The sequence below is a fragment of the Novosphingobium sp. PhB55 genome (assembly GCF_004368805.1).
Classification (GTDB): domain Bacteria; phylum Pseudomonadota; class Alphaproteobacteria; order Sphingomonadales; family Sphingomonadaceae; genus Novosphingobium.
This window is the reverse complement of record NZ_SODQ01000001.1, coordinates 346,795-360,483: the sequence shown is the minus strand read 5'-3', so window position 1 is coordinate 360,483 and position 13,689 is coordinate 346,795. Positions and strand designations below refer to the sequence as shown.

13 protein-coding genes are annotated in these 13,689 nt (G+C 64.4%); 8 read left to right on the top strand and 5 right to left on the bottom strand.

The window, feature by feature from the left end; translation table 11 throughout:
* Nucleotides 1–31: 31 nt before the first annotated feature.
* Entirely contained in the window at nt 32–2,029 is a 1,998-nt protein-coding gene (gene parE / locus EDF57_RS01740) for a DNA topoisomerase IV subunit B (protein ID WP_132262711.1), read from the top strand.
* 28 nt (nt 2,030–2,057) lie between these two features.
* Here the strand turns inward: parE and EDF57_RS01735 are convergent, their stop codons facing one another.
* The 3 genes from EDF57_RS01735 to EDF57_RS01725 form a co-directional block, all read right to left on the bottom strand.
* Nucleotides 2,058–2,600, bottom strand: a complete 543-nt coding sequence (locus EDF57_RS01735) for a hypothetical protein (RefSeq protein ID WP_134092880.1) — start codon at nt 2,598–2,600, stop codon at nt 2,058–2,060.
* Between the two features lie 203 nt (nt 2,601–2,803).
* On the bottom strand, nt 2,804–3,520 hold the full coding sequence (locus EDF57_RS01730) for an NYN domain-containing protein (protein WP_134092879.1): 717 nt from the start codon (nt 3,518–3,520) through the stop codon (nt 2,804–2,806).
* Between the two features lie 15 nt (nt 3,521–3,535).
* Nucleotides 3,536–4,720, bottom strand: coding sequence for a glycosyltransferase family 87 protein (locus EDF57_RS01725; protein ID WP_243840828.1), 1,185 nt, complete (start codon nt 4,718–4,720; stop codon nt 3,536–3,538).
* Nucleotides 4,721–4,888: 168 nt separating this feature from the next.
* Here EDF57_RS01725 and EDF57_RS01720 point away from each other — a divergent pair, with 168 nt between their 5' ends.
* Genes EDF57_RS01720 through EDF57_RS01705 form a run of 4 tightly spaced genes read left to right on the top strand, consistent with a single transcriptional unit; the run spans nt 4,889 to nt 7,826 of the window.
* Nucleotides 4,889–5,734, top strand: coding sequence for a MoxR family ATPase (locus EDF57_RS01720; protein ID WP_134092877.1), 846 nt, complete (start codon nt 4,889–4,891; stop codon nt 5,732–5,734).
* Nucleotides 5,735–5,740: 6 nt separating this feature from the next.
* The gene (locus tag EDF57_RS01715; protein ID WP_134092876.1) at nt 5,741–6,172 is read left to right on the top strand and encodes a GFA family protein; all 432 of its coding nucleotides are present in this window, start codon (nt 5,741–5,743) and stop codon (nt 6,170–6,172) included.
* 58 nt (nt 6,173–6,230) lie between these two features.
* On the top strand, nt 6,231–7,412 hold the full coding sequence (locus EDF57_RS01710) for a VWA domain-containing protein (protein ID WP_134092875.1): 1,182 nt from the start codon (nt 6,231–6,233) through the stop codon (nt 7,410–7,412).
* Between the two features lie 6 nt (nt 7,413–7,418).
* Nucleotides 7,419–7,826, top strand: a complete 408-nt coding sequence (locus tag EDF57_RS01705) for a hypothetical protein (protein WP_134092874.1) — start codon at nt 7,419–7,421, stop codon at nt 7,824–7,826.
* Here EDF57_RS01705 and EDF57_RS01700 read toward each other — a convergent pair.
* Nucleotides 7,820–9,016, bottom strand: a complete 1,197-nt coding sequence (locus EDF57_RS01700) for a DUF1343 domain-containing protein (RefSeq protein ID WP_132262695.1) — start codon at nt 9,014–9,016, stop codon at nt 7,820–7,822. The two genes, EDF57_RS01705 and EDF57_RS01700, sit on opposite strands and share 7 nt — an antisense overlap.
* Nucleotides 9,013–9,549: a DOMON-like domain-containing protein gene (locus EDF57_RS01695; RefSeq protein ID WP_132262693.1), complete on the bottom strand. Its 537-nt coding sequence runs from the start codon at nt 9,547–9,549 to the stop codon at nt 9,013–9,015. The genes EDF57_RS01700 and EDF57_RS01695 overlap by 4 nt, the downstream gene beginning before the upstream one ends.
* A gap of 148 nt (nt 9,550–9,697) precedes the next feature.
* Here EDF57_RS01695 and tyrS point away from each other — a divergent pair, with 148 nt between their 5' ends.
* From tyrS to EDF57_RS01680, 3 genes are all read left to right on the top strand, one after another.
* Nucleotides 9,698–10,927, top strand: a complete 1,230-nt coding sequence (gene tyrS / locus EDF57_RS01690) for a tyrosine--tRNA ligase (RefSeq protein WP_134092873.1) — start codon at nt 9,698–9,700, stop codon at nt 10,925–10,927.
* Nucleotides 10,928–11,106: 179 nt separating this feature from the next.
* Entirely contained in the window at nt 11,107–11,445 is a 339-nt protein-coding gene (locus EDF57_RS01685) for a PilZ domain-containing protein (RefSeq protein WP_132264087.1), read from the top strand.
* Between the two features lie 122 nt (nt 11,446–11,567).
* Complete coding sequence (locus tag EDF57_RS01680) at nt 11,568–13,682, top strand: TonB-dependent receptor (protein ID WP_134092872.1); 2,115 nt, start codon at nt 11,568–11,570, stop codon at nt 13,680–13,682.
* The last annotated feature ends 7 nt before the right edge of the window (nt 13,683–13,689 follow it).

Genomic DNA, 13,689 nt, shown 5'->3' with positions numbered 1-13,689 from the left:
TCGCGGGTTTAGGCGCCCTATAGTCCCGCTCATGTCCGATGACCTGTTCGACAAGCTCCCGTCTTCGGGCGGGGAATCCTACGATGGTTCCGCGATCGAAGTGCTGGAGGGGCTGGAACCTGTCCGGCGCCGTCCCGGCATGTACATCGGCGGCACCGATGAGCGCGCGCTTCACCATCTCGCGGCCGAAGTGCTCGACAATGCGATGGACGAAGCCGTCGCCGGACATGCCAACCGCATCGAGGTGACGCTGGACGAAGGCAACAGCCTGACCATCACCGACAACGGCCGCGGCATCCCGGTGGACGAGCATCCCAAGTTCCCCGGCAAATCAGCGCTGGAGGTCATTCTTTCCACCTTGCACTCGGGCGGCAAGTTCTCGGGCAAGGCCTATGCCACTTCGGGCGGCTTGCACGGCGTGGGCATTTCGGTCGTCAACGCCCTTTCCAGCCTCACGCGCGTCGAAGTGGCCCGTAACAAGGAGCTTTTCGCGCAGGAGTTCTCGCGCGGACAGACGCTTGGCCCGCTCCAGAAGGTGGGCGCGGCGCCCAATCGCCGCGGCACCGCCGTCAGCTTCACGCCGGACACCGAGATTTTCGGCGACCAGCAGTTCAAGCCCGCGCGCCTGTTCAAGCTGGTTCGCTCCAAGGCCTACCTCTTTGCCGGCGTGGAAATCCGCTGGAAATGCGCGCCCTCGCTGGCTTCGGACGACGTTCCGGCAGAAGCGACGTTCCAGTTCCCCGGCGGCCTGGCCGATCACCTGGCCGAGCAGATCGGCACGCGCGAATGCGTGACCACGCAGGCCTTCTCGGGCACGCAGGATTTCCCGCGCGGCGATGACGGCTCCGAACAGGGCCGCGTCGAATGGGCGATCGCCTGGCCGCTCTATTCCGACGGTTCCTATTCCTGGTACTGCAACACCATCCCGACGCCCGATGGCGGCACGCACGAACAGGGTCTGCGCGCCGCGCTGACCAAGGGCATCCGCGCCTTCGCGGACCTGGTGGGTCAGGCCAAGAAGGCCAAGGACATCACGCCGGACGACGTGGTGACCGGCAGCGAAGTCATGCTCTCGGTCTTCATCCGCGACCCACAGTTCCAGAGCCAGACCAAGGACCGCCTGACCAGTCCCGAGGCCGCCCGCCTCGTGGAAGCGGCGATCCGCGATCACTTCGACCATTTCCTCACCGACAATCTCGAACGCGGCAAGGCCCTGCTCGGCGCGGTGATGGAGCGTATGGACGATCGCCTGCGCCGCAAGGCGGAGCGCGAGGTCAAGCGCAAGACGGCCACCAATGCCCGTAAGCTGCGCCTGCCCGGCAAGTTGACGGACTGTTCGGGCGAAGGCCCGGGCGAAACCGAACTCTTCATCGTCGAAGGCGATTCGGCAGGCGGCTCGGCCAAGCAGGCGCGCAATCGCAAGACCCAGGCGATCCTGCCGATCCGCGGCAAGATCCTCAACGTCGCATCCGCCACGGCCGACAAGATCCGCGGCAATTCGGAAATCGCCGATCTTGGCCTCGCGCTCGGCTGCGGCACCCGCAAGGACTGCAACGCCGACAACTTGCGCTACGACCGCGTGATCATCATGACCGACGCCGACGTGGACGGCGCACATATCGCCACGCTGCTGATGACCTTCTTCTTCCAGGAGATGCCGGACATCGTGAAGCGCGGCCACCTCTACCTCGCGCAGCCGCCGCTTTACCGCCTCACTGCCGGTTCGACTTCGGCCTATGCCCGCGACGATGCCCACCGCGCCGAACTGGAAGCGACCGTTTTCAAGAACAAGAAAGTGGAAGTCGGCCGGTTCAAGGGCCTTGGCGAGATGAACCCCGGACAGCTGCGTGAAACCACCATGGCGCCGGAAAGTCGCTCGCTGATCCGCATCACCCTTCCGCCCGAATACGAGGGCCGCGCCGCGGTGAAGGATCTGGTCGATCGCCTGATGGGCCGCAATCCCGAACACCGCTTCATGTTCATCCAGAACCGTGCGGGCGAAATCGATCCGGAACTGATCGACGCCTGAGGCGCCGATCAGTCCGATCCATCGCGACTTACTTGGCCGCTACCGGGGTCGCCGCCAACAGGGCCGGTTCGGCAGGAACGGGAACCGCAACCGCAACCGGCTCGATCACGTTCGCCACGGTCGCATAAGCGACGTCTTCGTCAAGGAAGCCTTTGACCGCCGATCCCGAGGCGATGAAGGCGCTGGTCCCGGTGGTCAGGAATCCGGCGATCGGCACGAGGGCGACAGCAGCAACCACGCCCCCGGTCCCGGTAACGCCTTTATCGTCGAAAGTGCCGGACAGCCTGATGTTTCGGTCATTGAGCCGGAGCGAAAGAACCCGGGCACCGATGTACCCGGACTTGCCCCACATGCCCTTGTTGCGCACTTCGGTGATCTCGGCGACGGCAGGGGTTCCCGCCGGTATCACGACAACGCCGTTCCGCTCGATATTCGCGGCCACTTCCATCTGCACGCGCTGCCCCACGCGAAGAGCCTTTTTCTTGGTCGTCAGTTCCTCGCGCGTGATCAGCGGCACTTCCATCCCCGCACGAAGAACATTGTCCGATACCGGCGCGAGTGCGATGGCCACGTGCTGCGGCGCTGCGAGAGGCGCGGCGTCCGTGGACGGTGTGGATTGTGCATGACTTGCGCACGCGGCCCCCATCAGCAGGCAAAAGCCCGCCAAATACTTCGATTTCATCGATAGTCCCCCTGAGAGGCAAAAATGCCCTCAAGCGGAGCCTAAATTCGAGGCCACGAGGAAGTCAATTTGAGAAAGATCCACGATCCCCCTCACCGCACGCGCTTGAGGAACAATCCGCTCTCGCGTTTTTCCGTGGCGAAGTTGGGGAGGGTCTGCACCAGTTCGGACAATCGGGAAAAACCGTAACTGCGGGCATCGAAGCTGGAGCGATTGGCCACGCGCTGGCCGACTTCGGAGAGGCTGGCGAAGCCCTGCTCGTCTCGTTTGCTCGCCTTCCAGGCCTCACCGAGCAATTTGACCAGTTCTTCGTCTATCGCGGGCTTGGGGGTTTCGTTTGCCGTTTCCACGGCGTCGCTGTCCGGCAAGGCGTCGAGATCGATGAAGCGCGTGCAAGCCTCGCGAAAGGCTTCGGGCGTGCGGGAAGAACCAAAGCCATAGACCGGCGTGCCGTTCTGACGGATGCGGATCGAAAGCGGCATGAAATCGCTGTCGCTCGACATGATGCCGAACCCGTCCACTTGCCCGCCATAGAGCAGGTCCATGGCGTCGATCGTCATTTTCATGTCGGTGGCATTCTTGCCCTTGGTCAGGTCGAATTGTTGCTGCGGTTCCAGCGCATGGCGATGGACCAGTTTCGACCAGCCCTTTAGCGCGGGCTTGCTCCAGTTGCCGTAGATCCGCCGGACATTGACGGTGCCGAGATCACCCAGGATGGTCAGCGCCGCGTCGAGGTTGGCGGGGGAAGCGTTATCGGCGTCGATCAGCAAAGCGATATTACGGCCGATGCGGGGCTTTGGCTCGGGCAAGGGGCAGTTCCTTCCTCAGAACGGGACAGCCGCGCGCTCCTGGTAAGCGGGCGCGGCTCGGCGCCAGATTATGACGAAGAAGAATGCCAGGACCAGCGGCATGATCGGAAAATGGAGATTGAGCGCCAGCGGCCGGGCCAGTGCCGGGCCGGCGAAGGTCAGGAACAGGGCGCAGCGTTCCCAGTCGCGAAAACCGCGGCGGAGGCCCTCTCCTGCAAGCCAGAGCATGGGGAACGCCAGGATCACCATATCGTAATCGAGGACGTAGGGCGTCGCGAGGGGCGCACCCGCCAGCATCAGCGCCGCGAGTCCCGCGGACCACTGCCGGCGCCAGGACGCCTGGAGCACGAGCACCGCTGCAGCCAGCGTCAGGGCGCCCTGCACCGTATAGCTCAGCGCCATGGGGGCACCAAGCAGCCGCAGCGCCGCAAAGGGGCTCATCATCTTGCCATAGCCGATCTGGCCATAGGCCATGGCCGTCTGGGCGCGCTCGCTTGCGCCCACCCAGTCCGCCCAGGCATGCGGGCCGAACGCGCCGGCGGACAGCAGCGCCAGCGCGATCGCCGTCGCGCCGGCCGCGGCGATCACCCGCCATTGCCCGGTCGCCAGCAGGACAAGAGGCAGCAGCAACCCGAATTGCGGCTTGATCGTCGCCAAACCGAACAGCGCACCGGCCAGCAGCGGCCGGGTCGGAACCAGCCATGCGCCAAGGCCGAGCAGTCCTGCCACGAGGAAGGCCGTCTGTCCGTGAGTGACGACGATCGGCACGGCGGGAAAGGCCGCAAACAGCAGCCAGACCGGGAGACCCGTCCCGGCTCCGGCCCACCAGCGACGGACGGCAGCAAGGTAGAAGGCGCCGGTCGCGGCCACCCAGAGAGCCAGCGCGGGGAAATAGGCAAGCCAGCCGAGCGGCCAGCAGAACGGCAGGAACGACGGGGGATAGTAGAACGCGGTATAAGCGCCTTCTGCCGAGAAATAGGTGCGCTGCGCCGCGATATGGGCCGCGCCGTCGTAGGGATTGCCATGCGCCACCAGCATGTGCCCGGTCGTCCAGAAGCTGATGAAATCGCTGCCGAGCAAGTAGCCGTTGGCATCCACCCCGTTGTGCGAAGTGGCCACCAGCCAGACGATCATGACCAGGTTGATCACGGCGAACAGCCGCAGATAGGCGCCGACGCGCGGCGCGTTCAACCAATCCATGCGTTTCAGGAATTCAGCCCCCATCGCGCCTGTCTGCAACGCCCCGGCGGCTAAGTCCATGGCGCGGTGGGGGTAGGTGCCTCGGTGCTTGCCATGTTACGCCGCAAAACTTAGAGATTAACCGGGCGGTTAAGGAATTGCCCCGGGATTTCGCCGAAGGGACAGGACATGCAGCGTTTCGAAGGCACCAGCAGCTACGTCGCCACGGACGATCTCAAAGTCGCCGTGAACGCCGCCGTCCTGTTGCGCCGCCCGCTTCTGGTGAAGGGAGAGCCCGGCACCGGCAAGACCGTGCTGGCCGAGCAGATCGCCGCCTCGATGAATGCGCCGCTGATCACCTGGAACGTGAAGTCCACCACCAAGGCGCACCAGGGCCTCTATGAATACGACGCGGTCGGCCGCCTGCGCGACGGGCAGCTGGGTGACGCGCGGGTCCACGATATCAACAACTACATCCGCAAGGGCAAGCTCTGGGAGGCGTTCACTTCGCCTCGCCTGCCCGTGCTGCTGATCGACGAGATCGACAAGGCCGACATCGAGTTTCCCAACGACCTCCTGGCCGAGCTCGACCGCATGGCGTTCGACGTTTATGAAACCGGCGAGCATGTCGCCGCCGCCGAGCGGCCGGTCGTCGTCATCACCTCGAACAACGAGAAGGATCTGCCGGACGCCTTCCTGCGCCGCTGCTTCTTCCACTACATCAAGTTCCCCGATCGCGAGACGATGCAGGCCATCGTCGACGTGCATTTCCCCGGGATCCAGAAGACCCTGGTGACCAAGGCGATGGAAGTATTCTACGAGCTGCGCGAAGTGCCCGGCCTCAAGAAGAAGCCCTCCACCAGCGAGCTGCTCGACTGGCTCAAGCTCCTGTTGAGCGAGGACATGCCGCTGGAGATATTGCAGAACCAGGACGCGACCAAGGCGATCCCACCGCTGCATGGGGCCTTGCTGAAGAACGAACAGGACGTCATGCTGTTCGAAAGGCTCGCCTTCATGGCGCGCCGCGGGAACTGACAGGCCATGAGCGCTCCCTATCTCGGCAGTTGTGCCTGCGTTGCCGTCTCGCTGACGGTTTCGGGCGAGCCCATCGCCACGCGCCAGTGCTGGTGCCGCCAGTGCCAGCAGCTTGCGGCAGGCGGTCCGACCAACAACGCGATCTTCAAGGTAGAGGACGTGTCGCTGGATGGAGAACTCAGATCCTCCGTCTGGACTGCGGCAAGCGGCAATACACTCACGTTCCACTTCTGCCCGAAATGCGGGACCCAGATCTACGCGCAAAGCTCGGCGCGCCCGCATCTGATGACCATACGCCTGGGCGCGCTTGCTGCCGGTCACGGCTTGCGGCCGGAAGCGGTGATATGGACCGAAGACGCGCCGGAATGGGCCTCTTTCGACGAGACCCTCGAAACCTGGCCGCGCCAACCGCCCCCGCCGTCATCCCCCTCCGCGTGAGCAAGCGCCATCGCCTGGTAGCCCCCGGGCGCGATCGGCCTCTTCGGGAGCGTTGCACATGCTGCTGAACTTCATCGAGGAACTGCGCGCGGCGGGCATTCCGGCCTCGCTCAAAGAGCACCTCGTGCTGCTGGAAGCGCTTGAAAGGGATGTCATCGAACGCACCCCGGAGGCGTTCTACTTTCTCAGCCGCGCTACTTTCGTGAAGGACGAAGGCCTGCTCGACCGCTTCGACCAGGTGTTCCAGAGGGTCTTCAAAGGTGCCCTCAGCGACTATGGCCAAGCACCTGTCGCCATCCCGGAAGATTGGCTGCGCAAAGTGGCCGAGCGCTACTTCTCGGACGAGGAGATGGAGCAGATCAAGGCGCTCGGTTCCTGGGACGAGATCATGGAGACGCTCAAGAAGCGTCTGGAAGAACAGGAAAAACGTCACTCCGGCGGCAACAAGTGGATCGGTACCAACGGCACTTCGCCATTCGGCCATTCGGGCTACAATCCCGAGGGTATCCGCATCGGCGGCGAAGCCAGGCATGGCCGGGCCATAAAGGTCTGGGAAAAGCGCGAATTCGCCAATCTCGATAACACGCGTGAACTCGGCACCCGCAACATCAAGGTCGCCCTTCGCCGTCTCCGCCGCTTCGCGCGCGAAGGCGCTGCCGAGGAACTGGACCTTGAGGAAACGATCCACGGCACCGCGAAGCAGGGTTGGCTGGACATCCGCATGCGGCCCGAGCGGCACAATGCCGTCAAGGTCCTGCTCTTCCTGGACGTCGGCGGATCGATGGATCCCTATATCGAACTGATGGAAGAGCTGTTCAGCGCCGCCAGCGCCGAATTCAAGAACATGGAGTTCTTCTATTTCCACAACTGCCTCTACGAAGGGGTGTGGAAGGACAATCGCCGCCGCTGGTCGCAGCGCACGCCGACCTGGGACCTGCTTCACAAGTTCGGCCACGACTACAAGGTGATCTTCGTCGGCGACGCCGCGATGAGTCCCTACGAGATCAGCCATCCCGGCGGTTCGGTGGAGCACATGAACGAGGAAGCGGGCGCCGTCTGGCTCGGCCGCGTCGCGCAGACTTATCCTGCAACGGTGTGGCTCAATCCGGCGCCGGAGCATCAGTGGAACTATTCGAGTTCGACGCGCATGATCCGCGACCTGATGGGCGGGGCGATGTTCCCCCTGACGCTGGACGGGCTGGACGCGGCGATGAAGCAGCTTACCCGCAAGAAGGGCTGAAAGCGCTTGCCTGTCTGCCGCGCCGGGCAGATCATCGTATCGAAGCGGCGGACACCGCCGGTGGGCTCACGGACAAAGGACTTCGTGACTATGCACAAGCTGGTTCTGATCACGACGATCGCTGCGATGACAGGGGCCGCCAGCCCGGCCAAGGTTCCTGAAACCGCCGATGCGGCGCAGGCCGCCTGCAATAGGACGATCCAGCAAGCCAACGCCGCAGCAGGACACCGGCCGCCGCGTGCTGCCGCGCCCGGAAAGTCAGCCTTGATCCGGCCTGATGTGATCCGGCCTGAAATGATCCAGGCCATCGACAAGCGAGTGGCGGGCTGCCCGGTACTCGTCAGCCTGGACGGCAGGATGGCCCCGCCGCCCGCTTATTCCGATGCGCCCGCCCGCCTCGCGCCTGCTCAGTAAAGCAGGAGATCGGCGATTTCGGCCTTCCAGGCGGCTTCGTCCCGGCCGGCGATCAGGTCGAGATCGCCAGGCAGCGCGGCAGGGTCGTCAACCCATTCGCGCAGCGCGGGACCGCCGTTGATCACATCGATAGCAAGGCGCTGGAATTCGTATTCGTAGGGGAAGTCCCGCCAGATCGGATAGTCGGGATAGAGCTGGCGAATGGCCTTGAACGCCAGCGCCTGGAGGCGCCAGGGCCGGAAGGCATGATGATCGTAGAACTTGCCCTCGGCATGGATCATCAGCCCGCTGCACAGCGTGCCGGCATGCTTGTGGAACGTCGGTTCGAACCAGCATTCCCGAACCGCGCAGCCGGCCAGCCATTCCGGCGCGATCCGCTGCATCGCTGACAGGACGGCCTTGGCGTCGATATCGGGCGCTCCGAACAGCACTTCCAGCGGACGGGTGGTGCCGCGCCCTTCCGAAAGCGTCGCGCCTTCCAGCATGACGGTGCCTGCATAGGCACGCGCCATGTTGAGGTTGGCGGCATTGGGGCTGGGATTGATCCAGATGCGGCTCTCCGGCCATCCGAACCCGGGGCCGTCCGGCTCCCATCCGCTCATCTCGATTACGCGATATTCCACGTCGAGTTCGAAGCGGCGCACGAACCAGAGCCCCATCTCGCCCAGGGTCAGCCCGTGCCGCATCGGCATCGGTCCCGCGCCGACGAAGCTTTCCTGCCCCGGCAGCAGGGTCGTTCCTTCCACGGGGCGGCCCGCCGGGTTGGGACGGTCCAGCACCCATACGGCTTTGCCCTGCTCGGCCGCAGCTTCGAGCAGGTAGAGCAGCGTGGTCACGAACGTGTAGATGCGGCAGCCAAGGTCCTGCAGGTCGAACAGGAAGACATCGGCGCCCGCCATCATCTCCGGGCTGGGGCGGCGCACTTCGCCGTAGAGGCTGTAGACGGGAATGCCGTAGACCGGGTCCAGCTCATTGGCCGTCTCGACCATGTTGTCCTGCTTGTCGCCCTTCAGTCCGTGCTGCGGGCCGAAAGCGCAAGTCACGTTGATGCCCGCCGCGATCAGCGCATCAAGCGAATGGACGAGGTCCTCGGTGACGGAGGCGGGATGCGCGACAAGCGCGACGCGCTTGCCTTCAAGGGGCGCGCGCAGTTCTGGGTCTGCCAGGAGGCGATCGATACCGAATTTCATGAGGCGGTGGGTGCCGCAAGCTCGAGCGTGAAGCAAGCCGGATCGTGGAAGTCCGGCGCATCGGCGCTGTGGGTAAGCGACCAGTAGCTTTTCACGCCCCCCTCCTCTTCGATCACCGCCGTGAAGCCGCAGCGAAGCGGGGCTTGCGGGAGGCCCGCTGCCGGAATGGCCGCGTCGAAAACAGCGATGTCCGAACCCTTGCGCATCGCGCATTCCGGCTCGCGCGGGAGCGGGCGCTCGATCATGCCCTCGCGTCGGCCGGAGAAATCGTAGGCGTTCCAGCGCTCGGAAGGCGAAAGGTTGAACTCGGTATAGCCGCGGCTTTCCGGCTGGCGCAGGAACAGTTCGAAGCAGGTCGTCTGCCAGAGATCGTCCGCCCTGCCTTTGCCCGCAAATGGCGGAACCACGACTTTGCCCGCGCCCAGAATGCGCCAGCGGACACGCAGCCAGCTGGCGTCGAACCCGATCACGCGGGTTTCGATGGAGCGGACGAGAAGCGAGGGATGTGCCGGGTGGCAGGTCAGTTCGGCCATGCGCGCATGCCTAGAGGGCGCGCGCGCCTGCTGGCAATGCGGATTCGGCCGGAACGCGCCGCAAGGCGACCAACCGCTTCATCTTGCGCCTCGCGCGTGCTAGGCGCGCGGGCTCCGATCCATCCAAGCCAAGAAGCACTGGGCCATCATGACCTACAATTCCTCCCTGCTCCGCACGCTCGAAGAGCGCGGCTACATCCACCAGATGACGGACGCCGAGGGCCTCGACGCCCTTGCCGCCAAGCAGGTCGTGCCTGGATATATCGGCTTCGACGCCACGGCGGCGTCGCTTCACATCGGCAGCCTGGTGCAGATCATGATGCTGCGCCGCCTGCAGCAGACCGGCCACAAGCCGATCGTGCTCATGGGCGGCGGCACCACCCGCATCGGCGATCCCACCGGCCGCGACGAGAGCCGCAAGATGCTTTCGGACGAGACGATCGCCACCAATATCGAGGGCATCTTCTCGATCTTCTCGCGCCTGCTGAAGTTCGGCGACGGGCCGACCGATGCCGTCATGGTCAACAACCACGACTGGCTGGGGCAGCTCGGCTACATCCAGCTGCTTCAGGAAGTGGGCACGCATTTCACGGTCAACCGCATGCTGTCCTTCGACTCGGTGCGCCTGCGCCTGGAGCGCGAGCAGCCGATGACCTTCCTCGAATTCAACTACATGATCCTGCAAGGCTATGACTTCCGCCATCTCTCCCGGAACGAAGGCGTTCGTCTGCAGATGGGCGGCTCCGACCAGTGGGGCAATATCGTCAACGGGATCGAGCTGTCCCGCCGCATGGACGGTCAGGAAGTCTTCGGCCTCACCACGCCCCTGCTCACCACGGCCGACGGCGCGAAGATGGGCAAGTCCGCTTCCGGCGCGGTCTGGCTGAACGAGGACATGCTGCCATCCTACGACTTCTGGCAATACTGGCGTAACTGCGACGACCGCGATGTCGGCAAGTTCCTGCGCCTGTTCACCGACCTGTCGCTGGACGAGATCGCGCGCCTTGAAACCCTCGAAGGCGCGGCGATCAACGATGCCAAGGTCGTGCTGGCCAACGAAGTGACCCGGCTCTGCCGCGGCGAGGATGCTGCGGTGGCGGCGGAAGCGACGGCGAAGACCACTTTCGCGGGCGGCGGGCTTGGAGATGACCTGCCGACGCTGGCCGTAACCGGCGAAGGCATCCGCCTGGGCGCGGCGCTGACCGAACTCGGCTTCACGGCTTCCAATGGCGAAGCCAAGCGCAAGATCGCAGAAGGCGCCGTCAAGATCGACGATGCGCTGATGGACGATCCGGCGTTCTTGATCGAAGTCGGCCCCGGTGAAACGCGTAAGCTTAGTCTTGGCAAGAAGAAGCACGCAATTCTCAAGGGTGCATAACTACGTAATCGTTTGCTAACATGATTGAACTGAAGCGCTCCGGTTCCCGTAACCGGGGCGCTTTAACGCAAGAGCGGCACATTTTGCCGCCTGTGACTGGCAAAAAGCGAACGAATTTACCGTTTCTTTGCCATTTTGATGCACTGTCCTTGCTCACGGTCACAACAGGGGCAATAGAGATGACTGCAGGAGCGCAGCTCACTGTAACCGACAAACGTCGCGCGGCGCGGCACCCCGTCGATTACCCGGTGATTGCGGAGCACCGCCAACTGGGCGACCTGCATCTGCACATCGTCAATCTCTCGGCCCAGGGTTTCATGTCCCAGGGCGACCTTCCGCTCGAGCGCGGGGAACGCCTGGTGATGCGCCTGCCGGTGATCGGCCGGATCGAGGCTCATCTGATCTGGGCGCATGAAGGACGCGCGGGCTTCCAGTTCGAACGGATCATCCGCATCGACGACTTCCTGAAGCTGGTGGACACCGTTCAGCCGAACCCTCGCCTGCGCCCCCGGCGCTGAGGCGGCAAGGCCGACCGCCTGCTTTCGGCCGAACATTCGCTTCATCGCATTCATGGCTCGCTTCGTCGCCGGGCAACATTTCAGAATTGATATGTTATAACCTCGCAATTAGCCGGTTGGCCATGACGCTCCCAACCGCCCGAATCGCACTGCTGGTCACCGCCGGCGCCCTTTCCACGATATTGGCGGCAATGCCTGCTTCCGCGCAGGCTGTCGGGGCGCAAGCGACCGCACCTGTCGATGGCGATGGCCATCCCCAGGAAGCCGGTCCGGAAATCATCGTCACCGGTCGTCTGATCTCCGGCAATGCCGATCCCATCGCCGCGCCGGTCGTGCTATCAGGCGAAGCGCTAACCCGCGACCTCAAGCCGCAGATCGGCGAAATGCTTGCCAGCCTGCCGGGCGTGTCCAGCAGCGGTTTCGCGCCGGGCGTGTCACGGCCGGTCCTGCGCGGCTTCGACGGTCCGCGCGTCCAGGTCCTGCTCGACGGCATCGGTTCGCTCGATGCCTCGTCGGTCTCGGCCGACCACGCTGTCTCGCTCGATACCCTCAATGTCGAGCGCATCGAAGTGCTCCACGGCCCGCGCGTCCTGCTCTATGCCAGCGACCCTTCGGGCGGCGCGGTCAATGCCGTGGACAAGCGTATTCCGCGCAAGGTGCCGGACAAGGCCTTCACCCTGGACGCGCTGGGATCCTTCAGCACGGCCGCCAACATGGTCAACGGCGGCATCACCACCGACGTCCGGCTGGCAAGCCGCCTCGTCGCCCATTTCGATGCATCCTACTATCACAGCGACGACCTCCACGTCGGCGGCTATGTCCTGTCGCCCGAACTGCGCGCGGAGACCCTGGCGCAGGCAAGCACCCTGTCCGATGCCGGGGACCTGACCGGCGCGGCGACGCTGACCCAGCAGGCCAATCGCCGCGGCAAGATCGCCAATAGCGGCACCGAAGGCTGGACCCTCGGCGGCGGCCTCGCCTTCATCGACGACGGCGGCGACATCGGCGTTTCCGTCCAGCGCCTGGCCAACGACTATGGCATCCCGCCGCGCCCCTCCACCGATCCGAGCGCGACCAGCATCTCGCTGCGCCAGACCCGCGTCGACTTGCGCGCCGGCGTCAATCTCGAAGGTTTCCTCAAGCGGCTGGAAGTGCGCGGCGCTTATGGCGACTACGAGCATGCCGAAATCGAGGGTGGTGACATCGGCACCCAGTTCCACAACAAGGCCGTCGAAGTTCGTCTTCAGGCAGACCAGGCCAAGCGCGGGATCTGGAGTGGTTCGACCGGCGTGCAATACTCGTCGGCCCAACTCGACATCGCCGGTGACGAGAAGCTGCTGCCGAACAACAACACCGATCGCCTTGCCCTTTTCACGCTGCAGCGTCTCGAAGTGGGCCAGTTCGACATCGAAGGCGCACTGCGTTACGAAAATACCCGGATCGACACGGTTCCGGCCGACCAGCATCGCAATTTCGACCAGTATTCTGGCGTGGCCGGCCTCGCCTGGCATCCCATCGATACCGTGACGCTCTCGGTGAACTATTCGCACGGCGAGCGTGCTCCGTCCGCTGAGGAGCTGTTCGTCGACGGACTGCACGATGCCACCCAGTCCTACGAGCGCGGCAATCCGAACTTCACGGTGGAGCGGAGCGACGGCATCGAGGCTGGCGTGCGCTACAACGGCGGGGATATCGCCGGTTCGGTCACGGTGTTCGGCACCAACTTCTCGAACTTCATCACCGCCGTGCCGACCGGCGAAGTGATCGAGGATTTCCCGGTCTATCAGTACCTGCAGGCCCCTGCCCGCTTCCGCGGCATCGAGGCCGAGGGCGGCGTGACATTCGCCCGCTGGGGCGGCGACAAGGCGATCAAGGCCGATGGCGGCGTGGACTATACCCATGCCCGTCTCGTCGACATGGGCCCCGTGCCGCGGATCCCGCCCCTGCGCGCTCGTGGCGGCGTGGAATTCGATTCATCCGCCTTCACCTTGCGCGGCGAAGTGGAATGGAATGCCAGGCAGACCCGCGTGACCGAGAACGAAAACCCCACGAGCGCGTTCACGCTCGTCAACGCCAGCGCCACCTGGCGGCCCTTCGGCGAGCAGGGCCCGCTCTCGCTCATCCTCGCGGCGGACAACCTTCTGGACGTGACCGGACGCCTGGCCGCTTCGGAAACGCGCGACTTCGTACCCATCGCCGGGCGTGACGTGCGGATCACCGCGCGGTTTACTTATTGATCCCAAA